27 protein-coding genes are annotated in these 24,380 nt (G+C 41.2%); 3 read left to right on the forward strand and 24 right to left on the reverse strand.

Annotation, left to right across the window (positions count from 1 at the left end; all coding sequences use genetic code 11):
* The first annotated feature begins 52 nt into the window (after positions 1-52).
* Entirely contained in the window at positions 53-196 is a 144-nt protein-coding gene (gene cmpA, locus FHS16_RS04385; protein ID WP_138755216.1) for a cortex morphogenetic protein CmpA, read from the forward strand.
* Positions 197-377: 181 nt separating this feature from the next.
* On the opposite strand, the gene FHS16_RS04390 is transcribed toward cmpA, so the two are convergent.
* The 6 genes from FHS16_RS04390 to uptA all read right to left on the reverse strand — a co-directional run bounded on the left by FHS16_RS04390 (position 378) and on the right by uptA (position 5,981).
* On the reverse strand, positions 378-1,061 hold the full coding sequence (locus FHS16_RS04390) for a nitroreductase family protein (protein WP_183559223.1): 684 nt from the start codon (positions 1,059-1,061) through the stop codon (positions 378-380).
* Positions 1,062-1,241: 180 nt separating this feature from the next.
* The gene (locus tag FHS16_RS04395) at positions 1,242-1,694 is read right to left on the reverse strand and encodes an RrF2 family transcriptional regulator (RefSeq protein ID WP_246431589.1); all 453 of its coding nucleotides are present in this window, start codon (positions 1,692-1,694) and stop codon (positions 1,242-1,244) included.
* A gap of 93 nt (positions 1,695-1,787) precedes the next feature.
* Positions 1,788-4,046, reverse strand: coding sequence for a Tex family protein (locus FHS16_RS04400; protein WP_183559225.1), 2,259 nt, complete (start codon positions 4,044-4,046; stop codon positions 1,788-1,790).
* A 22-nt stretch (positions 4,047-4,068) separates the two neighbouring features.
* On the reverse strand, positions 4,069-4,734 hold the full coding sequence (locus FHS16_RS04405) for an MBL fold metallo-hydrolase (RefSeq protein ID WP_246431590.1): 666 nt from the start codon (positions 4,732-4,734) through the stop codon (positions 4,069-4,071).
* Positions 4,735-4,741: 7 nt separating this feature from the next.
* Complete coding sequence (locus FHS16_RS04410) at positions 4,742-5,308, reverse strand: thioredoxin family protein (RefSeq protein ID WP_183559230.1); 567 nt, start codon at positions 5,306-5,308, stop codon at positions 4,742-4,744.
* A gap of 64 nt (positions 5,309-5,372) precedes the next feature.
* On the reverse strand, positions 5,373-5,981 hold the full coding sequence (gene uptA / locus FHS16_RS04415) for an undecaprenyl phosphate transporter UptA (RefSeq protein WP_183559707.1): 609 nt from the start codon (positions 5,979-5,981) through the stop codon (positions 5,373-5,375).
* A 158-nt stretch (positions 5,982-6,139) separates the two neighbouring features.
* Between uptA and FHS16_RS04420 the strand changes: the two genes are divergently transcribed.
* Together FHS16_RS04420 and FHS16_RS04425 are read left to right on the forward strand one after the other, a co-directional pair.
* On the forward strand, positions 6,140-6,589 hold the full coding sequence (locus FHS16_RS04420) for a cupredoxin domain-containing protein (RefSeq protein ID WP_183559232.1): 450 nt from the start codon (positions 6,140-6,142) through the stop codon (positions 6,587-6,589).
* Positions 6,590-6,669: 80 nt separating this feature from the next.
* Positions 6,670-6,981, forward strand: coding sequence for a dehydrogenase (locus FHS16_RS04425; protein WP_183559234.1), 312 nt, complete (start codon positions 6,670-6,672; stop codon positions 6,979-6,981).
* A 61-nt stretch (positions 6,982-7,042) separates the two neighbouring features.
* Here the strand turns inward: FHS16_RS04425 and FHS16_RS04430 are convergent, their stop codons facing one another.
* The 18 genes from FHS16_RS04430 to FHS16_RS04515 all read right to left on the reverse strand — a co-directional run bounded on the left by FHS16_RS04430 (position 7,043) and on the right by FHS16_RS04515 (position 24,365).
* Entirely contained in the window at positions 7,043-7,387 is a 345-nt protein-coding gene (locus FHS16_RS04430) for an S-layer homology domain-containing protein (protein WP_183559236.1), read from the reverse strand.
* A 128-nt stretch (positions 7,388-7,515) separates the two neighbouring features.
* Positions 7,516-7,701 (reverse strand): H-type small acid-soluble spore protein, encoded by a 186-nt coding sequence (locus FHS16_RS04435; RefSeq protein ID WP_183559238.1) that lies wholly within the window; start codon positions 7,699-7,701, stop codon positions 7,516-7,518.
* 50 nt (positions 7,702-7,751) lie between these two features.
* Positions 7,752-7,934 carry a hypothetical protein gene (locus FHS16_RS04440; RefSeq protein ID WP_183559239.1) on the reverse strand — a complete coding sequence of 61 codons (183 nt, stop codon included), beginning with the start codon at positions 7,932-7,934 and terminating at the stop codon, positions 7,752-7,754.
* A gap of 97 nt (positions 7,935-8,031) precedes the next feature.
* Complete coding sequence (cls, locus tag FHS16_RS04445) at positions 8,032-9,456, reverse strand: cardiolipin synthase (RefSeq protein WP_183559241.1); 1,425 nt, start codon at positions 9,454-9,456, stop codon at positions 8,032-8,034.
* A 147-nt stretch (positions 9,457-9,603) separates the two neighbouring features.
* Positions 9,604-10,575: a glycosyltransferase family 2 protein gene (locus FHS16_RS04450; RefSeq protein WP_221226254.1), complete on the reverse strand. Its 972-nt coding sequence runs from the start codon at positions 10,573-10,575 to the stop codon at positions 9,604-9,606.
* Positions 10,565-11,971 (reverse strand): undecaprenyl-phosphate glucose phosphotransferase, encoded by a 1,407-nt coding sequence (locus FHS16_RS04455; RefSeq protein WP_183559243.1) that lies wholly within the window; start codon positions 11,969-11,971, stop codon positions 10,565-10,567. The genes FHS16_RS04450 and FHS16_RS04455 overlap by 11 nt, the downstream gene beginning before the upstream one ends.
* Positions 11,972-12,088: 117 nt before the next feature.
* Complete coding sequence (locus tag FHS16_RS04460) at positions 12,089-13,027, reverse strand: glycosyltransferase family 2 protein (RefSeq protein ID WP_183559245.1); 939 nt, start codon at positions 13,025-13,027, stop codon at positions 12,089-12,091.
* A gap of 7 nt (positions 13,028-13,034) precedes the next feature.
* Positions 13,035-13,874, reverse strand: a complete 840-nt coding sequence (rfbD, locus tag FHS16_RS04465) for a dTDP-4-dehydrorhamnose reductase (RefSeq protein ID WP_183559711.1) — start codon at positions 13,872-13,874, stop codon at positions 13,035-13,037.
* 1 nt (position 13,875) lies between these two features.
* Entirely contained in the window at positions 13,876-14,907 is a 1,032-nt protein-coding gene (gene rfbB / locus FHS16_RS04470) for a dTDP-glucose 4,6-dehydratase (protein WP_183559247.1), read from the reverse strand.
* Positions 14,908-15,405: 498 nt separating this feature from the next.
* Positions 15,406-15,807, reverse strand: a complete 402-nt coding sequence (locus FHS16_RS32580) for a GtrA family protein (protein WP_183559249.1) — start codon at positions 15,805-15,807, stop codon at positions 15,406-15,408.
* Positions 15,808-16,362, reverse strand: a complete 555-nt coding sequence (locus FHS16_RS04480; RefSeq protein ID WP_183559251.1) for an acyltransferase — start codon at positions 16,360-16,362, stop codon at positions 15,808-15,810.
* Positions 16,363-17,304, reverse strand: coding sequence for a glycosyltransferase family 2 protein (locus FHS16_RS04485; RefSeq protein ID WP_183559253.1), 942 nt, complete (start codon positions 17,302-17,304; stop codon positions 16,363-16,365). It lies immediately after the preceding gene.
* Positions 17,282-18,385, reverse strand: coding sequence for a DegT/DnrJ/EryC1/StrS family aminotransferase (locus FHS16_RS04490; RefSeq protein WP_183559255.1), 1,104 nt, complete (start codon positions 18,383-18,385; stop codon positions 17,282-17,284). The genes FHS16_RS04485 and FHS16_RS04490 overlap by 23 nt, the downstream gene beginning before the upstream one ends.
* 44 nt (positions 18,386-18,429) lie before the next feature.
* Positions 18,430-19,758, reverse strand: coding sequence for a hypothetical protein (locus tag FHS16_RS04495; RefSeq protein ID WP_183559257.1), 1,329 nt, complete (start codon positions 19,756-19,758; stop codon positions 18,430-18,432).
* Positions 19,752-20,180 carry a sugar 3,4-ketoisomerase gene (locus tag FHS16_RS04500; protein WP_312890772.1) on the reverse strand — a complete coding sequence of 143 codons (429 nt, stop codon included), beginning with the start codon at positions 20,178-20,180 and terminating at the stop codon, positions 19,752-19,754. Before FHS16_RS04500 ends, FHS16_RS04495 begins: the two co-directional genes overlap by 7 nt.
* 2 nt (positions 20,181-20,182) lie before the next feature.
* Entirely contained in the window at positions 20,183-21,055 is an 873-nt protein-coding gene (gene rfbA, locus FHS16_RS04505) for a glucose-1-phosphate thymidylyltransferase RfbA (RefSeq protein ID WP_183559260.1), read from the reverse strand.
* A 19-nt stretch (positions 21,056-21,074) separates the two neighbouring features.
* A complete protein-coding gene (gene rfbC, locus FHS16_RS04510) occupies positions 21,075-21,662 on the reverse strand; it encodes a dTDP-4-dehydrorhamnose 3,5-epimerase (protein WP_183559262.1) in 588 nt (195 codons plus the stop codon).
* A 27-nt stretch (positions 21,663-21,689) separates the two neighbouring features.
* Positions 21,690-24,365: a YfhO family protein gene (locus tag FHS16_RS04515; protein ID WP_183559264.1), complete on the reverse strand. Its 2,676-nt coding sequence runs from the start codon at positions 24,363-24,365 to the stop codon at positions 21,690-21,692.
* Positions 24,366-24,380 lie beyond the last annotated feature (15 nt).

Below are 24,380 nucleotides of genomic sequence, written 5' to 3' on the forward strand. Positions count from 1 at the left end.
TCCCCCATATTGTAGTATTACAACAAGTTAGGCCGGGAGGAGGACGATACGTATGCCACAGTGGCTGTGCAATCAACTCATGCGCGCTTTTCAGAAAAAGGATCGCAGACAAATCAAGCTGCTTAATGACTGCTGGTATTTCTACCGTAATAAACAAAGTCCGAAGGAAATCAGCAACGGCACCGAGTTCCAATAAAAATCCCACAGGAAGCACATAACTGCATGCGATTCCTATCATAAAGCAAGGGTATATGCGCTTGCAGTAAATATAAGTGAAGTTATACATGTGAGCGAATAACTGCTTATATTGTCAAAGCAAAACCGGCCTCAGCGCAATCGCAGGGCCGGTTTTTATTTGCATAGCTATTCTTGCGGCATTAAGCTTTGAAGGCGTTATATGAAACGATGTCTTCGAGCGGCAAACGCGTCGTTGGGTGTCCTGCAGCGGCAGCTTTTCCGATTGGCAGAACCAAGGTTGGCACGTAACGGTCCGAGATGTTGAACAGCTCTTTCAATTGATCCTTATTGTAACCGCCCATTGGAACGGTATCGTAGCCTTTAGCACGTGCAGCAAGCATAATTTGCATTGCGACAAGGCCCGTATCGAAAATAACGATATCCTTCAAGCGCTCAGCAGGCAAGCTCGAGTACATGTTGGTGGAGTTCGTGATAAAGTTGTTCGCCACTTCTTCAGTCATGTAGCCTGCTTTTACTGCAGCTCCGTATATTTGTTCAGACAAGGAATACATTTCCGTATCGGCAAGTATTACAACGATCGCTGAAGCTTCAACAACCTGCTGTTGATTGAATGCGATCGGAAGAAGCTTTTGCTTAAGCTCAGCATCCGTAATGACAAGGAAGCGCCAAGGTTGCATGTTCGAGCCAGACGGAGCTTTTGTTGCAATTTCTAGAATCTCATTAATTTCAGCATCGGAAATAACTACGCTGCTGTCGTATTTACGAACAGAACGGCGTTCGTCAAGCACGGTGTAAAAATTAGGAGCAGTAGTACCGTCATTGTTTTGAGCAATTATTTGTGAAGCTGTTTGCGAGTTAGACATTGGGTTTCCCTCCAAAGGATTATTTTTATCTGTGCATCAATTTACTCAGTTATTCTCAAAAATAATACTGTGTCTGTTGCTGCACAGTAAACAGCGAAATGAACTGTAACATTTATATACACAGTATACGTTGCAATTTACGCATTTGTCAATTAGGTGAATTCGTAAAATTTTAATTGATTAAGAAGAGTGAAGCAGCGTTCTCTGCGCAAGCTGGGCAATGGTATGCTGCTGCAAGGTTTCAAGGGTCTTCTCTTCAACTTCCTTTGCAATGTCAACGAATGCAGACTGCATATGCGCATTCGAATCCCGGCAGCCAATGGTGTCCAACATGCCGCTGCATAGCGGTTCCCCGACTTTAAGAGCTCTATAAACATCAGCAAGCGAGATATGCTCTGGAGACCGCTTAAGCCGATATCCACCGTCACGGCCTTCCCGCGTTTCAATGAGCTGTGCGGCCGCCAGCTTCGCCAGAACTTTGCGCAGTAGCGTAGCCTCTGATTCCAACCGGTCGGCTATCGCCGCGCTCGGGTATACCTCTGATTTATGCGAAAGAACGACGAGTGCTTGCAGCGCCAGCCCGAACCATTTGGGCTGTGCCGAGCTGGTTAGCCGGTCTGCTTTCATAGTCATCTCACTCCTCTTGTGGGGTAGTTTGCGATGCCCATGCATTCCTTAAAGTATAAAGGGTTTGCCAGCAATCAGGCAAACCCTTTTTATACTTTGTTAGTTAGGCTTGCGCATGGTTAAGCTTACGCGGCCTTTTTTGAGATCCACGCTAAGCACCCACACCGTAACCGTATCACCGACGGATACGACGTCCATCGGCCTTTTGACAAACTTATCGCTCAATTGGGAAATATGGACGAGTCCGTCGTTTTTGATGCCGATATCCACGAAAGCGCCAAAGTCGATGACATTGCGCACCGTTCCGTGCAGCTCCATCCCTGGGGACAAATCCTCGATGTTCAGCACGTCCGTATGGAAGATCGGTGGAGGCAGCTCCTCTCGCGGGTCACGGCCTGGCCGAAGCAAGCTGTCCATGATGTCGCGCAGCGTCGGAACACCCACGCCAAGCGTAGGGGCAATGCGGTCTGCGTCCAGCTCCGCAAGCTTTGCTTTCAGCTCATCAGAGCCGAGCTGCTTCAGCTTAAGACCGAGCTCATTAAACAACTTGTCTACCACATCGTACGACTCCGGATGGATCGGCGTACTGTCTAATGGATTGACAGGCTCCGCAATTCTTAAGAAGCCTATGCATTGCTCGTAGGACTTGGCGCCAAGCCTAGGCACCTTTTGCAATTGGTTACGCTTCACGAATCTACCGTTCTCATCGCGGTACTTTACGATGTTTTTGGCGATTGTCGCATTAATTCCAGCTACATAGGAGAGCAGCGACGCTGATGCCGTATTGACATCAACGCCAACATGGTTGACCGCTGACTCGACTACGCCGCCCAGCGTTTCATCCAAGCGCTTCTGGCTAACGTCATGCTGGTATTGGCCGACTCCGATTGCCTTCGGCTCGATCTTCACGAGCTCAGCGAGCGGATCCTGCAGCCTTCGTGCAATCGAAACCGCGCTCCGCTCCGCCACGTCAAGAGACGGAAACTCCTCTTGTGCAAGCTTAGAGGCTGAATACACGCTAGCTCCTGCTTCATTTACGATGATATATTTCAGCTCAGGACCGCCTGCTCCTGCTGCTTTGCGCTTGCCAATCAAGGTTGCAATAAACTGTTCGGTCTCACGGGACGCGGTGCCATTGCCGATTACGATCAGCTCGACCTTGTACTTGTCAATTAACCCGTTAATCAATTTTTCTGCTTCAGCTACCTTATTGTTAGGAGGCGTAGGGTACGATACGGCTACCTCCAGCAGCTTGCCAATGTCGTCAATGACAGCAAGCTTGCAGCCCGTCCGAAAAGCGGGATCGACGCCTAGTACAACATTTCCGCGAACCGGCGGCTGCAGAAGCAAATTGCGCAGATTCTCGGAGAAAATCGAGATCGCATGCTCCTCTGCCTTCTCGGTCAGCTCACCGCGCACCTCCCGTTCGATAGAAGGGGATATCAGTCGTTTATAAGAGTCTTCAATAACAGCCGTTAGAACGTCACGTACGCCTTGTGCGGTGCCGTTGCGAAGCAGCCTCCGCTGGATATGCTCATGTATGCGCTCAGACGGCAAATCAAAGTTCACGCGAAGCACGTCCTCGCGCTCTGCGCGGTTAATCGCCAGCACCCTGTGGGGAGGAAGCTTGCGTACCGGCTCTTGATAGCTGTAATACATCTCGTAAACCGTTTCCTCGGAGGGGTTTTTGGCATCCGTTTTGAGCAGGGCTTGATCGAAGGTGAACTTTCTGACCCAGGCTCTGATTGACGCATCATCAGCAATGTTCTCTGCAAGGATGTCCATTGCGCCATTAAGGGCATCTTGAGCCGTAGGAACGGTCTTCTCATCATTCACGTAACGTGCTGCTTCCGTGAGCGGGTCACCGCTCCGAGGCTGCGACCACAGCCAATCCGCCAGCGGCTCGAGACCTCTCTCCTTTGCCACGCTTGCCCTTGTTTTACGTTTTTGCCGATAAGGCCGGTAGAGATCCTCGATCTCCTGCAGCTTCACTGACTTGTTGATATCAGCGCGGAGAGTGTCCGTGAGCTTGCCTTGCTCATCGATCAACCGAATGACCTCGCGCTTGCGTTCCTCAAGATTCCGCATATACTGCAGCTTCTCTTCAATAGACCGCAGGTCATTTTCATCGAGCTCGCCAGTCATTTCCTTGCGGTAACGCGCGATAAACGGTATCGTATTGCCTTCATCTAACAGGCTGACCGCCGATTTCACTTTACTGGTGGGAATCGCTAGCTGTGCGGCAATACCGGCTATGATACGTTGACTCTCAGCCGTCTTTTGCTCCGTTGTCAGCTTCTGCTTTCCTGTTCCGTCTTCAGCATCCTCTATATATGGCTGAACCTTCGTATCCGTCAAACGTCATGCCCCTTCCTATCCATCATGCTCCCGTATAAGGGTTATTGGCCATTTCAAAGCCAATTGTCGTACGTCCGCCATGCCCTGGATACACGATAACCTCCGGGCTTAGCTTGTAAAGCTTCAAGCGAATGGAATCATATAAATCCCTCTCGCGCCCGCCGGGCAGGTCTGTACGGCCTACAGACATCTTGAACAGCACATCTCCTGAGAAAAGATGGTTATCGCAGAGAAAGCTGACGCTTCCCGGCGAATGCCCCGGCGTATGCATGACTCGGAAGGATAAGCCGAGCAGCTTCAAGGTTTGTCCCTCCGCAAGCGCATATTCGGCCGGATCGGTCGATAAAGGAGGCGTGACGTCCTGCCATCGCATCGAACCGTTTTTACGCGGATCTGTCAGCCAATCCGCTTCCAGATCATGTATGTAGACAGGACAGCCTGCCGCTTTGCGCAGCTCGTCTACTCCGCCCATATGGTCAAAGTGGGCATGCGTCAGCAGAATGGCTTCCACCTGTACGCCTTCAAGCCGCTCAAGCAGCTTTTTGGGATTCATGCCTGGATCGATGACAATCGCCCGCTCCTTCGGTTTTTCGTTTTCGTTTGCCGCAGGCTCGGTTACGGATATGAGATAAGCGTTCGTTTGAATCGGTCCTAGTGTGAAGGTTTCAATTCGCATCGTCGTTGTCATCGCGATCTTAGAATGACTCCAGCAAAGTGCGAAGCTCTTTCACTATAACGCTTTGGTAACCTGTACCTTCGCCATAACGGCGACCAATTTCTTGCCTAGTCACAGCAAGGTTGTCTTGGTAATCAGCCGCATCGCGATCCGGATTTTCTTTCTTGAATGCGACCATCGCTTCCTGAACATGCGTTGGGCGAGGTCCCCATTGACCAAGAACGGCTCCGCCTGTATCAGCAATGATAACGACTGGGACCGAGCGTCCGCCCATTGTCAAAAACTGATCCATCGTATCCAAATGCTCCTCCATGATCAGAACCTCCGTTGGAACGCCGCTATTCTCTAGCGCTTTGAACACGACAGGGATGTTGCGAACCACATCACCGCACCAATCTGCCATTAAAATCAATACGCGAAGATCATCACGGTTGTTCAACGATTCGAAATACTCCTTATCGTTTTCATCGGACCAGACAAACTTCTCGGACCAATCCAGGAATTGTTCCTTGTTTTTAGTCATGCCGTCGATAAATTGCTGTGGGCTAATGCCTTTGCCCAGCTTATCTGCTATGCTCTTGCTCATCAGAATCCCTCTTTCATCTATTATTTAAGGTTACGCAAAATAAAAAGTATGCTTACACTCTTCATTATACCGATTTACGGCGCGAGCGTACAAATTTGAATAACACATAGACGATCAGCAATGCGATCGCAATCAATATGGCCGGCTGGACATAGGGAGCGGCTTTCTCGTCGATTTTGTCCCAATTCTCGCCAAGTGATCTGCCCAAATACACAAACAATATGGACCACGGCAGCGATGCCAATGCTGTGAGCAGCGTGAATAAGCCAAAATTCATTCGCGCCATGCCTGCAGGAATCGAAATAACCTGTCTCATTACAGGAACGAAACGCGCGGTGAACACAATGCCCGCTCCGTATTTAATAAACCATTGCTCGGAAATATCAACATGCTTTTTCTTGATCTTAATGTACTTGCCGTACTTTTCAACAATTGGGCGTCCGCCGTATCGGCCGATCCAGTACAAAATCCAGTTCTGGCCGATTGCGCCGAGCGTTCCGAAAAAAACCGCGCCCCAGAAGGAAATATCTCCTTTCCATACGAGATATCCGCCAAAGCCCAATACGATTTCACTTGGAATGACTTCAATTAATAGTCCAATTAAAATACCGAAATAACCTAAGCTCTCCACCCATTGCAGCACGCCATCCAATAATTCATGAATAAAATCCATTCCTGCTCTCAATCCGCCTTCCTTCTTCAAATAGGTCGTACGCTTACGCTGAAGCTATTCTAACATACGATAAGGACAGCCTTCCACTTTTGTCATGTGCTGACAAGCCCCTGCATAGACTAGCCTTAAATGATACGAATGGATGAGGTGAGCGTTTCATGGCCAAGGTTTTTATTGTTAGCAAGCGGCAAATTCAACTCTTTATTGTCGTCGCTGTCTTGATCATTCTGACGGGTGTTTACTTAAGCTGGGACCGTTCTCGGGAGGTTAACGCACAGCCTTCAGAGCCGCGTATCTTCCAGCTTGTAACTGGCGAATACAGCACGACAACCGCAGACGGCAAGGAACTGGAGGTATACCGCTGGGACCCCGGTTCGATTGTCGTCAATAAAGGCGAGCCTGTTGAGCTGCACATTACGGGAGTGAACGGCAACTCCCATCCGTTCGTCGTAGAAGGCCTTGGCATTCGCGGAGAGGTTTCGAAAGGAAAAACAACGATCGTTCGCTTTACCGCTGAGAAAGCAGGCACTTATCCGATTATTTGCCTCACCCATACCGATATGCGCCATGGCGGCCCGATGGTCGGATATATTACGGTTAATGATTAACAGTCGAGCATAACGGCTCCGCAGTGACCTACTCCTCCCGATCCGCATACATATGGGATATAGAGAGGAGTCGGTTATCGATGAAAACAAATGCGCCCAAACATAATGCCGGCTATCCGACCGCGCGTAAAATCCGCAGGGCCTGCAGCAACGAGCTGTACCGAACTGTAAAGCGGATGAAGCTTTGGATATCCAAAGAAAAAATGGATCAGGCAGAGGCTATCTACTTCAAAAAAGTCATTCTAAATCTCAAGTGGATCGTTGAAAATGAAAGCAACCGCAAGGTGCAATCCGACTGGTGGGACGACAATGTCAGTGCGGAGATCGCGGAGCTGTGGGAAGTTAACCGCGCTGAGCTCTGTGCAGCGTTCCGTGACGCTTATGGCGGCTGAGTGTTTTACGAAGAAAACCTGGCTGCCGGATTGGCAGCCAGGTTTATTTGACTCCACGTTTTTAAATAAGCGGGGTATCCAGCTTGTCCTGTAAGTTTGCGAGGCGAATCAATAGTACGCTGGCCTGAGCTTTAGTCACGGGAGCATTCGGGTGAAACTTGCCTCCTGAGGACGTCAGCAATCCAAGTTTAATAGCGAGAGCAGCGGCCCCTTTATTTTGAATGGATGAAGCGTCTTTTAAAGAGGTGATGTCCTTATCCTTATTCATAAAGACCGATAGCTTGTCGTAATCAAGCATTTGTACGAGCATTAATGCAAGCTGATCCCTCGTTAATGTTTGCTCGAAAAAATCCGATTCCTCGTTTTTGTATACCTTCAGCCATTTTGGCTCCTTGACCTTGCACATAATGAAAGAAATAATTCCCTGATTCATTCTATGATAAATTTTCATTTTTTTCCGTACAAAAATAACCATATGAACCCATGCTGAAGGCATGGCTCATACGGTTACTTTGATGCTTTTGCTTTTAAAGTTTATTTGACAATTTCCTTCAGCCGATCACATGAAACCGTTTTTGTATTGACCGGGTTATTGCCAACTGTTACAGTTACCATGCCGTTCGCCTCATCGACATTTTCGATCCATACAGAATCTGCATCGAGCTGGACCGTAAAAGTCTCATCCGAATCATATATTTGCTTTGCGCGTGCCTTATCCATCAGAAGCATATCCTCCTTTTGCCATCACATCATTACTGGGCTTTGCTCCGTTATTTCTTTTCCGGCTCCATCGTGTCCGTTGTTGACTCATCAATTAGGCCGTTCTGCAGCGTAACATTTCCTCCGCCAAGTCCTTCATTGACCATTCTGTCAATGTCCATAAAATAATCATCGCGTCCCTCATGTTTCGGGTCCGACGCCGCTTGTTTTTCATCATTGCCCTCTTCGGTCATAGTTCTACCCTCCCACGTTTCGCTCAATTTTCTTGACTGGCTCTTTCCACAGCCATCTCGAAAAATATGCCCGAAAATACGCAATGCCATTCATCACTCATAACAAAGGCGATAGCATATGAAGCACGGATTCCGCCATTTTCTGTCCTTTTGGCCTTCTGGAGAAGGAGTCGCGATGCAACTGACGGCTGTGCTTTAAATCCTCTATAAAGTCAGCTTCTAATCGATTGATCGTCTGTTTCTCGAAGAGTACCGCATTGAGTTCGAAATTGCTGAGCAAGCTTCTCAGGTCAACATTTGCCGTACCAACCGTAGCAAGCATATGATCAACAATCATTACCTTGGCATGAATGAAACCTTTCTCATACCGGTAAACCTTAACGCCAGCATCAAGCATTTCTTGAATGTAGGATAAAGTCGCCAACAGTACGAGCTTCGAGTCGCCCATACCCGGAATGATTAACCGAACATCAACGCCTCCGAGTGCCGCTGTCCTAAGTGCCATCGTCAAGCTTGGATCAGGAATGAAATAAGGCGTCGTTATATAGATCCTTGTGGATGCTGCTGTAATCGCCGCAAACATAACCTCAACGATTTTATGATTATGCTGTCCCGGCTTGCTTGATACGATCAACACGCGCTCCTTGCCGCAGTCTGGCGGCTTAGGCATATAGCGTGATCCCGAAAGCTCTTCTTTGGATGCAAAAGCCCAGTCATTCATGAATACTTCCTGCAAATAGGCCACACAATTTCCTTCAAGCCGCAAATGCGTATCTCGCCAAAACCCGAGCTTCGGATCTTTGCCTAAATATTCATCTCCAATGTTGATTCCGCCTACAAAGCCAACCTTTCCATCGACAATTACGATTTTACGATGGTTGCGATAATTCAACTTTCGATCGAAAAAGGCTACCTTAGGCGGTAAAAAGCAGCTTGTCCGCACGCCAGCAAAGTGAAGCTCCTCGATATATGTTTGGCTTAAATGAAGGCTTCCTATGCCGTCATACACAATCCGAACCTCTACGCCCGCCTTCGCTTTCCTAGTAAGCACACTCAGAAAACGTCTGCCAATGTCATCGTCCCGAATCGTATAATAGTCCATATGTATGTGATGCTCTGCACACTCCAGCTGCGCTAGAATCGATTCAAAGGTACTCTCGCCATTGGTCAATACGCATGTTTTATTGTTCGTTGTAACAGGAAACGAAGCTAGGCCGCTCAGCATGCGAAAGAGCTGCTCCTGCTTATTCATCTGCTCGCCTCTTCTCGCTACGGGCACAGCAGCTCTCTCAGTAAGCTGGTCTGCATAGCGAAGCGTCTCTTCTTTAAAGTGCTGGATTCGTCTGCGTCTAGCATAATCCTTGCCAAGAATGAGATAAGCCATAAATCCGATGATCGGACATGCCAGAACAATGAGAAGCCACGCGGTCAGCTGTACCGGGCGCCGATGCTCCATAACAAGCACAACCGCAACTTGCAATATATAAACAGCAAGCGCCGCTGCGATCCATATTGACCACATGGGGTTAACACCTCTTTCCTTCATCCGTGCAGGCACTGACAGGTGTGTCTAGTTTGAGCGGTCGGTTAGGAACGTATACGGCGCAAATAAAAAAAGCCCTCCGAAGTTTGAAATTCGGCGGAGCTTATAATCATAGTATCAATGGAATTATTGCTTCATAGCAACTCCTGACGCCTGATTCTCGATATGCGTGAGAATGAGTCGATGCATGCTTAATTTTCTTGTAAGAAACGAGGGAAGCAAGCGATAATTCATGCCCAGCTTGTAGCCGAGCAGCTTCGCTGCCGATTCAACTGCAAGCTTCGGTACCAGCAGCCATTGACGTTCTTTATGCAGCTGTTTGAGCTGCAGCTTCACTAAATTCGAGCCAGCCTTTCCAACTGCGCTGTATGGCGTAATCCAAGTGTTGCAGCGCATCGAGATGCCGTTGTCGAAATATCTTTTAAACTGCTCGACAGCCGAATAATCATGTGAATGGTAAACGGCTGCCTCGGCGCTATAAGCAATGCTATACCCGCTCAGCACGCATTTGGCAGCCATAAATAGATCCTCGTTAAAAATTACCGGCTCCTGAAAACGTCCCATTGCTTCAAAAACCTCTCGACGAATAGCCGAACATACATTGGAGCAGAAAAACGTCTTTATTCCCAGCCGATCAATATCCTCATAGGATTTAAGCTTCGATTCGGCTGGGTAGTTATGCTCTCTAGCTAGCCGCTCCAGCACATTTGCTTCCGGCTTCGCTAACTGCCTGGCGTAAGCATATACGTTCTTCTCCGTCATTAGCAGCGGCTTAACCAATTCCTCGATAAGCTTCTCGTCGCGCGGCATCGCATCCTGCGTCATAAACATCAAGATATCGCCCTTGGCTAGCATCGCGGCATGATTACGGGTTCCGCCATGATCGAACTCGCTTCGCTTTACAGGGATCACTAACGCACCCGCCTCACGGGCAAGCTCAGCCGTTCCATCATTCGAGCTGGAATCAATTACGATCAATTCGCAGGGAGGCAGAGATTGCTGTTTCAGCCGTTTAAGCAGCTCATTCAGATCAGGGCCGGCATTTAATGTAGGAATAATGACAGACACGCGGCATACCGGGTTGCTCTTAGTAAGCATTTTTGTTAATCAAGCCCTTCAGAACTGTTTTAAGAATAATTTTGATATCGAAGAAGAACGTCCAGTTCTCTATATAAAAAATGTCAAACATGATTCTGTCTTTAATGGAAGTGTCGCCTCTAAGGCCATTCGTTTGGGCCCAGCCTGTAATGCCTGGCCTAATTTGATGCTTGATCATATACTTAGGAATTTCCTCTTTGAACTGATGAACAAAATAAGGGCGCTCCGGACGCGGTCCAACCACGCTCATATGTCCCAGCAGCACATTGAAAAACTGTGGAAGCTCATCTAAGCTCGTGCGCCGAAGAAAACTGCCGAACTTCGTGCGTCGCGGGTCATTCTCGACCGTCCACTGCGTGTTCGACACCGAGTCATCCGACACATGCATCGAGCGAAACTTGAACATATAGAACGTTTTGCGGTCAAGTCCCATGCGCTCCTGCTTGAACAAAATTGGGCCTGGAGACGTTAGCTTGAGACCTATTACGATAAATAACATAATCGGAGAGGTTAAGATAACGGCTGCCAGCGAAAAAGCAATATCGAACCAGCGTTTAAGAATGCGGTTGCTGAGCTCATCTAGCGGAATGTCCCTTACGTTAATAAGCGGGATACCAGCAAAATTATCAAAGAAGGGCTTTGCTGGCAGCAAATCGAAAAAGTCAGGTATAATCAGCGTTTTAACGCCGGTCCGCTCGCATACCTCAATAATTTCCGCATACTTCGCATGGGCCTGAAGCGGCAGCGCAATGATGACCTCATCAATCGGCTCCTTATCCAGCTTCATCTGCAGGTCGCTAAGCATGCCGATAATCGGTTTCATGTTCTGGTGCTCCAGTGCATGCTCCTTCTGATAATCATCTAGAAAACCAACCACCTCATAGCCGAGATCGGGATGCTGCTGCAAGTTGGAATAGAAGCTGCGCCCAACAGATCCCGCGCCTACGATCAGCACAAAGCGTTTGTTATAGCCTTTGCGGCGCAACGAAGCGAGTACCGACTTCACCCAATAGCGGTATGCCGTAATGGCTACGAAATTCATGACGAAAAATATGGCGAGAAATTCCCGGGAAATATGTACTTCACGGGTGAAGAAGAAAAGGCTTAACAGCCCGAGAAAGCTGATCGTCTGAATCTGTAAAATACGCAATATTTCATAGGAGTAGTTTTTGCGGCGTTTAGGTGAATAGAATTGAAAATAAAATCCTACAAGTACGGCGGAGAATGAATATATGGTTCCCCAGAGTAAATAGGTAGAGAATGAAACGGAATTATAGCTTGGCAGCAGACCGCTATAAAATTTAAGCCAATACGCGGCCATAAATACGACCAATGTGCAGAACAAGTCCGCCAACATATACAATTGCGTCAGAAATCGTTGGTTTTGCCTTAGCATTCGCCGTTTTCACCCGCATTTCCTTAAATTTCGACTCTACCTGCATTGTACCAAATATAACTAGCGAGGAGAACCCCATTTAATACCATATGATGATAGAGATTCATTTATATGGTTCTAGCGGAGATTCCTCTGTTTTGCCTTTTGAATAAGCCATTTCCGTTTGGCCAGCATACTTGGCATACTGCGAAAAATTTCTGGCCAACAGCGAAGCAAGCCAGGTTCTTTTAGAACAATGTAACCTAGCTTCATTATTTCCGTGGCTGCTATTAACGGTGCTATCACCAAAGAATGCCAGCCTAACGTCTCATTCTTAATCAGCGTAAAAAATCGGTTCTGATAGGAATGCTGGCGTACGAACAATGGCACATTAGTGCGTCCGCCCTTCTTCCAGCCTCGATGATGCAGAGCATGTGCTGCTGGGACATAGAAGGCAGTCCAACCGAGCTTGCGTGCACGCCATGCAGCGTCTACATCCTCTTTATACGCAAAAAAATGCTCGTCAAAAAATCGCTCGGAATAGGAGATGTCATCGATCATTGCTCTTCGGTAAACAGCCGCTGCACCGGAAACGCCAAACACCTGCTTAGTTTCTTGCCAATTGACCGCAAGCTCCCCCGCAGCCAGGTCATACGCATTTCTTGTATGCTTCATTCCAAGGCCGGCGCTATCCATCACTTCCGTATTAGACGCAAAAACAAGCTGCCCGGTTGCACTTCCAACCGACGGATTTTGCTCCATAAAACGTATAATCTCAGTCAGGTAGTTAGGGTCAAGCGTCACGTCCGGATTCAAAACGAGCACATAATCCGAACGGGTCTGCCGAATAGCCTGATTCTGGCCACCAGCAAACCCGTTGTTCACTTTATTCGCTATAAATTGAACCTGCTTCTGCTCCGCATAGGGCATCACCCGCTTAGCCGTATGATCAATAGAAGCATTATCGATGATGACAATGCTTTCAACGGGGAAGCTTTGCCTAAGAACGGCTTCGATGCAATTTTCTATGTCATTTGCACTATTATAGGTAACGATACAAACGCTGGCTGTAGCCATCCAATTATCACTCACTGTCTTTGAGATAGTGGTTTAACGCTTCCCTCCACGGACGAAGGGGTTGAAAACCGTTACTGCGAATGGCAGTATGATCCAACACCGAGTAGGCAGGCCTTGGTGCCGGTCTCGGAAAATCAGCCGTTGCACAAGGATCAGCTTGAATAGAAATCGCACTATCCTCGAAGATAGCTATGGCGAAATCATACCAGGAGCAGATGCCGGAGTTAGATGCATGATAGACGCCAAAATAATCTGTGTGTACAAGTTCTAGTAAAAAGGCAGCCAGATCATATGTATACGTCGGCGAGCCGACTTGATCTGACACGACTTTGAGTTGATCACGTTCGCCTGCCATCTTCAGCATCGTCTTCACAAAGTTATTGCCGTATTTCCCATACACCCAAGAAGTACGCACGATGAAAAATCGATCATGCAGCATCTGCACCGCAAGTTCACCTGCGAGTTTGGATTTTCCATATACAGTTTGTGGATTCGTCCGGTCATATTCAAAGTATGGCGTTATGCCCGTTCCATCGAATACATAGTCCGTGCTTATATAACAAAGCTTCGCACCAACCTCGCGAGCTGCAACCGCAACATTGCGGGTAGCTGCTGCATTCACACGAAAAGCCTCGTCCGGCTCGGACTCGGCTTTATCTACTGCCGTATAGGCAGCGCAATGAATGACGACATCAGGACGATGAATCGAAAATAAGTTGCGGCAAGCAGTAAGGCTCGTAATATCCAGTTCATTGCGGCCGAAACCGATGATATCAGCCGTTTCCGTTTTCCATTCCGTCAATTCACGTCCAAGCTGCCCATTTGCGCCCGTAATGATCATTTTTATTTTAGACATTGGATTCGTTCGCCTCCAGGCGATCCTTGTATTGCGTTTCATAGTATTGCTGGTATGTTCCTGATGCCACCTGCGCCATCCACTCCGTGTTGCCTAGATACCACCGAATCGTTTCTTTGATACCATCCTCGTAATTGAACTTTGGCTGCCAGCCTAGCTCATGTCGGATTTTATCGGCATCAATCGCATAACGTCGATCGTGGCCTAAGCGATCCTTGACGTAGGAGATCAGAGATTCTGGCTTGCCTAGTTCCTCAAGGATAGTACGGACAACTTGCAAGTTATTCCGTTCATTCCGCCCACCAACATTGTAAACCTCACCGGCGCTGCCTTTATGGAGTACTAAATCAATTGCACTGCAATGATCCTCTACATATAGCCAATCACGCACATTAAGACCGTCACCGTAAACGGGAAGCGGCTTATCCTGAAGCGCATTCTGGATCATCAGCGGGATCAGCTTCTCTGGGAACTGATATGGTCCATAGTTGTTCGAGCAGCGAGTAATATTAACGTTAAGTCCAAAAGTCTCATGATACGCGCGTACTAGCAAATCTGCTCCTGCTTTGCTAGCTGAATAAGGGCTATTCGGTGCTATTGGAGTGTCTTCTGTGAAAAGGCCTGTTTCACCGAGTGTGCCATATACCTCATCTGTAGATACTTGCACGAACTTCAAAACATGATATTGCTTAGACAGATCAAGCAGCGTCTGCGTGCCAAGAATATTCGTCTGAACGAAAATTTCAGGATGCAGAATGCTCCGGTCCACATGCGACTCTGCTGCGAAGTTAATAACCGCATCGAAGCCTTGCTCAAATAACGGCTCCAATTCACTCCTATTCGCGATGTCGGCTTTCACAAATTTATGATTTGAGTGATGCTCAATCGTACGCAAGTTTTCAAGGTTGCCTGCATAGGTCAGTGCGTCTACATTTATGATTTCATAACTCGGATAGTTTTTGATCATATATAAAACAAAGTTGCTGCCAATAAAGCCGGCACCGCCGGTAATAAGTATTTTCACGAGTCTAACTCACCCTTCATATTTAAAGTTGATTTCCGTGTGGTCATTCATTCCATACGGTGTGATAATCATGCTCAGGGCAATAAAAGTCGTCAACTTTCTATTGAACAATACAAAGATTAACTAAGGTGAACAATTCATGTTTAGTCAAAAAATATTTATTAAGTGTGATAATAATAGGTTATTAAGTAGAAAGTATGGGTTCATAAACTGGCCAATTAATTCAAAAGCCGGAATCACTCCAAAATATTCCACGATTATTCTCTGGTGAATAGCTCTCCTCTACTCTATGTAGGACTTGAGTCTTTTACATACAACGTGCAAAATCCATGAGCCAAACCTATTGGCACTAAAATCTAATGTCTATTTTCTACGCTTATTATTATTACATCAGTCCATTCCCCAAATGTTGTTGAATCTCTCTTGCTATCAATATCAGCTTCAAAAATAGCACCAGAATAATACTCTTACTTAAATAAATTACAACATCTGAAAACATTATTTATTTTTTTTTCCTTTTAAAACATATCTAGAGAGAACAAAAGAAATTGGAAATGTCACAACAATTGAAATCAACAGAGCTATCTGCTCAGATATTAATAATTTGTCTACTAAAACAAAAATCAAAAGTAGATTTAAAAAGTATTGAACGACATAAACGATTGGAAATCTCAAAAAATTACTTAATGAAACTGGTATTTTAAAAACAAAATACGAGTTGAAAAAATAAGAAAAAACAATTCCAACAATATAGGATATTGAATATGCAATGGAATATGAAAAAAAGTTTAGTAGAACCAAATAAAGTAGATATGTGAAAGCGGTGTTCAAAGCACCTATAAAACCAAACTTAATAATAATCATAATTTTATTAACAAAAGATTTTTCCGTAGTATTCATTTATTTAACTTCCGATATTTGATTATCAATAAATTTATATTCTTTCAAGCAAGTTACACATTTATAAGTATTATTCAATTTTTGACCACAGATACATACATAACCTTGCATCTTCGCAGGATTACCGTACCATAGTGTATGATTTGGAATAGACTTAGTAACCACTGAACCAGCCCCGACCATTGCATATTTCCCGACATTATTACCTGCAACGATTGTTGCATTTGCCCCAATTGAAGCATACTCATTAATTATTGTTTTTTCAAATTCTTTAGGATATTGTTTTGATCGTGGATTAAGATCGTTCGTAAATGTAACATTGGGGCCAATAAAAACATTATCCTTAATTCTTACGCCATCCCAAATATATACACCAGATTTGACAGTAACATTATCCCCAAGTACGACATCATTCTCAATAAAGGTATGATCATTAATGTTACAATTTCTACCAATTTCAGCACCACTTAGAATGTGTGTGAAGGCCCAAATTCTAGTTTCTTCTCCTATTTTATCAGTCTCTACCAAAGCATACTCATGTTTGAAATAACTCATCTAATCATCCTCACTATAAGCTTGATCAATAATGAATGCAGGTCTCTTGCGACTTTCATCCAGTATTCTCCAAAGATATTCACCGATGATACCTAACATTACCATTATTAACCCAAGTAAAAATGTAATTAGAGCAATTATTGTAGCCCAACCTTCTAAAGGTATTAAACCGAATATCGCATTATAAATCACAAATAAACCATATAAAAAACTAAGAATAGCAGTAAATATACCAACAACTGACATTACTCTTATTGGTGCGTAGGAAAAACTAACAAAGGAATCTACAAACAACTTTATTTTCTTATTTAGTGTCCATTTTGATTTTCCATGTTCTCTTTCTTGTCTAACATATGATAATGTATCTTGTGAATATCCAAGCCAATAAATCAAACTCATTATATTTGTATTCTTTTCACCGATTTTGTTTATTTCTACAACAACTTGTTTATCCAGTAATACAAAATCAAAACCACCATTTGGATAATCTTTAAGAGCAAAACGTCTCATTAAAAAATAATATGAGTTTGAAAATAATCTTTGGGAAAATGCTTCGTCTCTTCCTGAACGTGTAGCTAGTACAACTTTATTACCTTTCTCCCAACTTGTTATCATCTTCACAAATAGCTCCGGGGGATCTTGTAAATCTGCAGATATAATACCCACACAATCCCCTTTAGCATAATGGAGACCTGCTTGAATAGCCGACATTGAACCAAAGTTCTTACTCAATTTGACTACTTTAATTCTACTATCAATTTTTCTTTCAAGTAGCAATAACTCAAGTGATTTATCTTTCGAGCCATCATCTACAAAAATAAATTCTATTTCATACTCAGGGAGAATTTCTTGCAGTCTCTTCAATCTAGGAATAGTATATGGAATGTTTGATTCATTGAAATATATAGGAATGACAATGCTAAACAGTTTCTTTGTATTCATTTAATGCCTCCGCAACTTTTACTGCATCTTCTAATCTCATAACGGGGCTGATTGGTAAACTTAAGACCTCATTGTGAATTTTTTCTGAAATTGGATATTCCTCATTATTCCACTCCTTATACGCTTGCTGTTTATGAGGTGGAATAGGGTAATGTATTAAAGTCTGTATACCTTTATTGGTTAGAAATGACTGAAGATTAGCTCTATTATTACTTCTAATTACATAAAGATGCCATGCATGAGATAATCCGTCTACTTGTTCAACATTTGGAAGAATAATTAATGGATTATGGATATTGTCAGAATAGTATTCAGCTATGCTGCGACGAATTTGATTATCTTCATCCAGATACTTAAGTTTTACTTTTAATACAGCAGCATGCAGTTCATCTAATCTACTATTAACGCCTTTGTATAAATTTTCATACTTTTTATGTGAACCATAGTTGCGAAGAGCTTTTAGCTGCAAATATATTTCTTCATCATTCAAAGTGATAGCTCCTCCATCGCCTAATGCTCCTAAATTTTTCCCTGGATAGAAGCTAAATGCAGCAGCATCTCCTAAATTACCAACTTTTTTTTCTTTATAAATCGCTCCATGAGCTTGAGCGCAATCTTCTATGACTTTTAAGTTATACTTAGTAGCCAAAGCATTAATTGGATCCATATTACAAGCCTGACCATACAAATGAACAACCATAATCGCTTTTGTTTTTGGCGTAATTTTTTCTTCAATTTTATTTGGGTCTATATTGTAGCTCAACAACTCTGGCTCAACTAAAATTGGAAATGCATGATTAGCAGAAATAGCCAATATCGTTGCTATATATGTATTTGAAGGAACAATTACTTCATCACCCTCTCCTATCCCATAAGCACGTATTATTAGAGACAATGCATCTAAACCATTGGCCACACCAATGCAAAATTTCGTTCCACAATACTGAGCAAATTGTTTTTCAAATTCCTCGACCTGCTTTCCAAGGATATACCAGCCTGAATCCAAAAAACTTTTTATACTTTGTGTAATTTCTTCTTCGTGCCTCATATTTATTTCTTTTAGGTCAAGAAACGGAATCATATTTTCTCCTTTTACAACGTTGATTTTAGTAACTATTTTCAATCTCAATTGAACCAAAATATTCTATTTGATTGAATATCAATATAATAACTAAAGTATAACGAGAAACAAATCACAAGTAACATCAGAAATGATATAAAGATAATTAATTTCTTGGTTTTAAAAGATTCTATTACAAATTTTATTCCGAATCCCGAAAAAAATAATAGGATCAGATAAATAGGATAACCGAATCTTGACTCAATTGCAGTAGTAGCTATAAAAAACGTATATCCTATTGCGGTGACTAACAAGGATACAGTCACAAATGTTAATTGATTTCGCAATTTCATCCAAAGTATCCCTAGACCAATGATAAACCATTGAACATATAAAAATATTGACGGTATTATTCGAGATGATACTGAAAGATTCCTTATATATGTATCAACATAACCCCAATCGAGTATACCGAAAATATGTGTAACAAAGACTGCAACGAATACTATGAAGTTGGTGCTCATAAGTTTCAGCATACTTATGTTACTATCTATCGTCCAAGGAGTAAGATATCTTAGCCCAGGGTCTTCTCCATCAATTACTACTGTAGCATATTTCAAAAATTGAGTAGCCCAAATTGATTGTTGCTCAAATAGATTTAAATGTATTAGTGGAGTAAAATGATTAAACTTGGTTATATTCATATAAATTTGAGGTAAAAAAATAACTAAAAATAACAAGCCTATTATTGTGAATTTCAATGGCTTAAAATCTTTTATCATTATTAATCTACACAGTGCAATAAGAAAAAATAATATCATAAACACTGCACTAGACGGTCTAATGAGGACTGCGCAATAAAGTAAAGCAGCAACAACTGAACTATTGAAAATTTTATTTAAATCAGTCGTTAATAGATACAATAGTGATATAACAACAAAACATGAAGCAAGTATGTCAGTTAAAAAAAGTGTTGTAGACTGTATTAAATAAGAATTTAAAAATCCTAATACAATTACAGAGAAGTAAATTATTTTGCTATTGTGATAATTATATGCTGTTTTCGCAATAAGTAATATTGTGAAAATATAGATGGAAAACTGAAAAAAACTGAAAACCATTTTAACATTTTCATGACGCCCATCCGTGAACATATAAAATATAGAAATGAGTAACGGATATAAATATGTTCTCAATTCATCAGTAATATTAAACAAACCATTAGCTAATATACTTTTTGCAATTTCATAATATCTTACTTCATCGTAAAAGCTAGCAACACTATTTTGAGAAACAAAATAAATAAATTGTAGTACTGAGATAACCGAACAAATTAATAGAATTACCCAATCTATTTTATTCAGTTTAAACAAAGGTTTTATATTTACTAACACGAAGAATATACCTCCGTAAACAACTCATAATCTCGAATATAGTCTTCAGGATCGTAATAATGAGAAGCTAACACTAGCAGCACACAATCAGGTGAAAAATCATACATTTCATGCCAATCATTTGGCTCAAGCAATAACACTTTTTGCGGTGAATCTAAAATAACTTCTTGCTTCCTCTCTAAATTATCCAAGTAGACTTTACATGAGCCTGCGACAGCAATCAACGCTTGCCTCGTTTTATAATGACCATGAAAACCTCTTCTAACATCTTTTCGTGTTCCATGAATGTAAAAAATCCGTTTAATTTCAAAAGGTATTGTTAAATTTTCTTCAATTACAGTTAGTAAGCCTCTTTCATCACCTAATACATTAACTTCAATTACTGTGCTTTCATTATTTTTTATTGTTTCGTTATTATTCACTCTTATTCCTCCAGATTAGCTAATTCTAATAAATACTTTCCATATTCGTTTTTCGATAGTTTTTGTCCTAGATTAAACAATTGATCCTTATCAATATATTTTTTTAAGTAAGCTATTTCTTCGATACATGCTATTTTAAATCCTTGTCGCTTCTCTATCGTTTCAATAAAGTGAGATGCTTGCATTAGTGATTCATGAGTGCCAGTATCTAACCACGCAAACCCTCTACCTAGTAACTCAACGTTCAAATTACCTTGTTTTAGATAAACAGAATTAATATCTGTGATCTCTAATTCGCCTCTTGGAGATGGTTTTATATTTTTAGCTATATTTACGATATTATGATCATAAAAATACAATCCAGTTACAGCATAGTTTGATTTTGGTCTATTAGGTTTTTCCTCAATCGACATTGCTTTATAATGTTGATCAAACTCTACAACTCCGTATCTCTGTGGATCCTTTACTTGATAACCAAATACTGTAGCACCTGTTTTACGTTGTGCTACTTTTGAAAGTAGTTCAGAAAAACCTTGTCCGTAGAAAATGTTATCTCCTAATATTAAAGCAACGTTGTCATTATTAATGAATTTTTCACCTATTATAAATGCCTGAGCTATCCCATCCGGTGATGGTTGAATTTCATAACAGATTGATATTCCAATATCACTACCATCACCTAGCAATTTTTCAAAGCGCTCGGTGTCTTCTGGCGTAGATATAATTAAGAATTCTTTAATGCCAGCTAACATTAAAACGGATAATGGGTAATATATCATTGGTTTATCATATATAGGGAGCAATTGCTTTGATACAGTTTTAGTCAATGGATATAATCTTGTACCACTTCCGCCAGCTAAAATAATTCCTTTCACGTCGACACCTACCTAAATTTTATTTCAAATCAGTTATTACTTTATTCTCTGTTCTATAGTAAATAAAATTAATTTCCGCATCTCTGAGAACAGGATGTTTTTTATCCTTATCTGATGTAATTGGGTTTAATATAGGCCAGTCTATGTCTAAAGATGGATCATCCCAAGCAATCCCCCTATCATGCTCTGCTGAGTAATACTCATCAACCTTATAAAGAACTTCAGTGTTCTTAGCAATCGTACAAAATCCGTGTGCAAAACCTTTTGGCACTAATAGTTGCCTTTTATTCTCAGCGGTTAATATAAAACCTTCCCATTGACCAAATGTCGGTGATCCATTCCTAATATCTAAAACAACATCATAAATTTCGCCTGCCACAACTCTTATTAACTTTGTTTGGGCTTTAGGATTTAATTGATAATGAAGTCCGCGTATTACTCCTGCCTCAATTGATAAAGAATGATTATCCTGTAAAAAAGAAAATAAAACTCCTTTCTCTTTGGCTGTTCGTTCGTTATAGCTCTCCATAAAAAATCCTCTATTATCAGAGTAAATAGTTGGTTCAATAAGTTTTACATCCGGTAAATTTGTTTCAAATATTCTCATAATTTACACCTCACTTCTACTTATCATTCATTTTACTGTTCGCCTTTTATAAAATTCTCTTATAATAAGAATACAGATAATTATTACACCAATTAAAGATAATATTATTCCGACGTTAAACATTGGAGGTACATAGTTTAGTTCAACAATATGGCTTCCTTCTTTTAGGGCAATTCCGATGAATCCATAATTTAATTCAAATATTTCTTGTTTAACCCCATCAATCTTAGCGATCCAACCTTTATCATACGGAATACTGAAGAAAAGCATTCTAGCTTTTTCTAATTGAATATTGCCTTGGATTTTATTATTTGAAATTGATGTGGCAATAAAACTATCTTTTCCAAGTTTTAGAATATCACCTTCGTTATATGGAGCAGGCTTTAGGTTTAACTTAACTTCTATAATTTCACTAAAAGAATCAGTACCAGGTAAAGCGATTTTCAAACTTCTTAAGTTCTGAACAAACCCTATAGGGATTTCAGTACTATTCTGTTCTTTATTAACATCAAATTTTACTGATTTAGTTTCAGAAAACTCTTCAAAATCAGATTTCCAATATAATGTTGCATTCTCGACAATTAAATCCTTAGTTATTATCTCCACAGAAGCCTGACCATTCACAGTTTCAACTATATCAGCCTCTATTATAGAACTATCCTCTACCACTGCATGTAACTCAGGATTAAAAGTTTCATCTGGTGTAAACTTAATACTATCAATTTCTAATTTTTTGTATTCAGACTTATCAAATTCAAGATCGTCATTTTCAATGATAAACCCTTTAAATAAAGCTTCCTCTTTTTGCATGTTATCGAGTTGATCAAAATCACTTGCTTCAATATAGTGATCATATGTGTATCCAAAAGGCAAAGCGAACTTGTTTTTATAAACATATAATCCGTTTACATTTTGAAAAAATTCATAACCATATGGAGTTTCATCATTATTAGTTATATAGTATTTATTATTTAATAATGTCTCTAACCTCACTCTATTATCTAATCCTGAAACTAGTGAATAATTGCCTCCAATAGTTACATTCATTTTTTGTAAGAACTGAATTGTTGAAGGCTGTACAAGAGAATTATATTCTTTAAACCCATTAAACTCTTGAATTAATGCATCATTTAAAAATCTTGAATTGTAGGTTTTACTTATTCGATAAAATTCTTTATCCTTGCTCTGTATAGAACGGACAGCTTCCTGTGTGGCGTCATAATAGCCTTGTTTTTGAGTAATATAAGATGAATCTAACAACATCCGATCATTTACAGATACATAAGAAACATTAACAACTTCAATAAATATCAAACTAGTAAGAACAAATGTAAGAATACGTTTATTTCTATCTGTTTTAGCAAATTGAATTATACTAAAGATGAGAACATATAATGCACAAAAGATGATAGCAGTTAATATTGATGTTTTTGAATATACGAATTGCTCAACGCTCCACGAAAGTAAATACTTCCCTGCTGAGAGAGATATAATGCCTAGAGCAATCACAAAACCAAACGAAATATACATTATCCGCATATTCAATGTGAACTTATTTTTAACCCAATTTTGTAGAACATGTCCCAATATCACGATATTAAAGATAATATTTCCGAAAGTCCACCGATAATCAATTTTGCTAAAAACATTAAATAACAGTGCAAAATATGGGAGGAGCAGCATTGAAAGTAATAACCCATAAGTAATTAGATATATTTTTTTTTCTTTTCTTGACCCATGTAAAAATATTTGAGGAATTAGTATAAAACAAATGATACTAGAGAAAACAATTGGAGACTCATAATAATTTATGTATCCATGAAAACTATTTGCTATTCCCATAGAATTATTACTGAATGCTCTCATAATTAAACTAACATAATACTGAATGTCGGCTAGCTGAAAAATATTCATTTTTAATGAGCCACTGACACGCGGACTACTTAAAACGTAATAAATAGTGGGCAAAAACATAAAACTTGCCGTAATTAAACCAAGTAAATAAAAGAATGCTGATTTTGAAAAGAGAACTATTGCTCCTTTAATTGAAAATTTGTTAACTAGAAGGTATCTTGAAATACCATATAAAAAAAGAAAAAAAGAAAAAACATACAAAAAGTAATAGGAATTAATTGCTAAGAAAAATATTGATAACGTAAATATTCCCCATTTTTTTTGCTTCATGAGCCTCTCGAAACCTAAAAGTACCAATGGGGCAAAGACTATAACATTCATAAATTGATAGTGTTGGCCCCATAAAACAAGATAACCATTAAAAGCATATATTAGAGTTGTAATAATTATTGGAATAACCGTAAACTTTAAATAACTAACGTATTTATAAAAAATAAAAGATGTCATCAAAATTTTGAAAACTGCCATTAATCCAAACGCATATGCTAGTTTGTCTAAACCAACTAGTAAAAACATATATGTAAAAATATCTCCTAGGAAGATTTGTGTTGCATAATAATTGATTCCCATTCCCATATTATGTGACCAAAAGGGAATTTCGCCTTGTTTTATTTTCAAGTTTAAATCGTATAAAAAAGGCCAGTAAGAATCAAAAGTATCGCTGCCTGTATCATTAAAAATATAGAGCTTTTTCAGTGTTATAAAATTCCAATATACTATAATAGCAGCAAGTAAAACCACTCCTAAAACAATCAGAAAGTTTTTATATTTATGCTTTGAGTGAGTCACTCGTGATCCTCCTGT

The sequence above is a fragment of the Paenibacillus endophyticus genome (assembly GCF_014192395.1).
Taxonomy (GTDB): domain Bacteria; phylum Bacillota; class Bacilli; order Paenibacillales; family Paenibacillaceae; genus Pristimantibacillus; species Pristimantibacillus endophyticus.

Excerpts from the sequence above, each read along its gene's own strand:
- cmpA (WP_138755216.1), top strand. The coding sequence starts at position 53 with ATGCCACAGTGGCTGTGCAATCAACTCATGCGCGCTTTTCAGAAAAAG.
- FHS16_RS04390 (WP_183559223.1), bottom strand. The coding sequence starts at position 1,061 with ATGTCTAACTCGCAAACAGCTTCACAAATAATTGCTCAAAACAATGAC.
- FHS16_RS04395 (WP_246431589.1), bottom strand. The coding sequence starts at position 1,694 with ATGACTATGAAAGCAGACCGGCTAACCAGCTCGGCACAGCCCAAATGG.
- FHS16_RS04405 (WP_246431590.1), bottom strand. The coding sequence starts at position 4,734 with ATGACAACGACGATGCGAATTGAAACCTTCACACTAGGACCGATTCAA.
- FHS16_RS04410 (WP_183559230.1), bottom strand. The coding sequence starts at position 5,308 with ATGAGCAAGAGCATAGCAGATAAGCTGGGCAAAGGCATTAGCCCACAG.
- uptA (WP_183559707.1), bottom strand. The coding sequence starts at position 5,981 with ATGGATTTTATTCATGAATTATTGGATGGCGTGCTGCAATGGGTGGAG.
- FHS16_RS04420 (WP_183559232.1), top strand. The coding sequence starts at position 6,140 with ATGGCCAAGGTTTTTATTGTTAGCAAGCGGCAAATTCAACTCTTTATT.
- FHS16_RS04425 (WP_183559234.1), top strand. The coding sequence starts at position 6,670 with ATGAAAACAAATGCGCCCAAACATAATGCCGGCTATCCGACCGCGCGT.
- FHS16_RS04430 (WP_183559236.1), bottom strand. The coding sequence starts at position 7,387 with ATGTGCAAGGTCAAGGAGCCAAAATGGCTGAAGGTATACAAAAACGAG.
- FHS16_RS04435 (WP_183559238.1), bottom strand. The coding sequence starts at position 7,701 with ATGGATAAGGCACGCGCAAAGCAAATATATGATTCGGATGAGACTTTT.
- FHS16_RS04440 (WP_183559239.1), bottom strand. The coding sequence starts at position 7,934 with ATGACCGAAGAGGGCAATGATGAAAAACAAGCGGCGTCGGACCCGAAA.
- cls (WP_183559241.1), bottom strand. The coding sequence starts at position 9,456 with ATGTGGTCAATATGGATCGCAGCGGCGCTTGCTGTTTATATATTGCAA.
- FHS16_RS04450 (WP_221226254.1), bottom strand. The coding sequence starts at position 10,575 with ATGCTTACTAAGAGCAACCCGGTATGCCGCGTGTCTGTCATTATTCCT.
- FHS16_RS04455 (WP_183559243.1), bottom strand. The coding sequence starts at position 11,971 with ATGCTAAGGCAAAACCAACGATTTCTGACGCAATTGTATATGTTGGCG.
- FHS16_RS04460 (WP_183559245.1), bottom strand. The coding sequence starts at position 13,027 with ATGGCTACAGCCAGCGTTTGTATCGTTACCTATAATAGTGCAAATGAC.
- FHS16_RS32580 (WP_183559249.1), bottom strand. The coding sequence starts at position 15,807 with ATGAATACTACGGAAAAATCTTTTGTTAATAAAATTATGATTATTATT.
- FHS16_RS04480 (WP_183559251.1), bottom strand. The coding sequence starts at position 16,362 with ATGAGTTATTTCAAACATGAGTATGCTTTGGTAGAGACTGATAAAATA.
- FHS16_RS04485 (WP_183559253.1), bottom strand. The coding sequence starts at position 17,304 with ATGAATACAAAGAAACTGTTTAGCATTGTCATTCCTATATATTTCAAT.
- FHS16_RS04490 (WP_183559255.1), bottom strand. The coding sequence starts at position 18,385 with ATGATTCCGTTTCTTGACCTAAAAGAAATAAATATGAGGCACGAAGAA.
- rfbC (WP_183559262.1), bottom strand. The coding sequence starts at position 21,662 with ATGAGAATATTTGAAACAAATTTACCGGATGTAAAACTTATTGAACCA.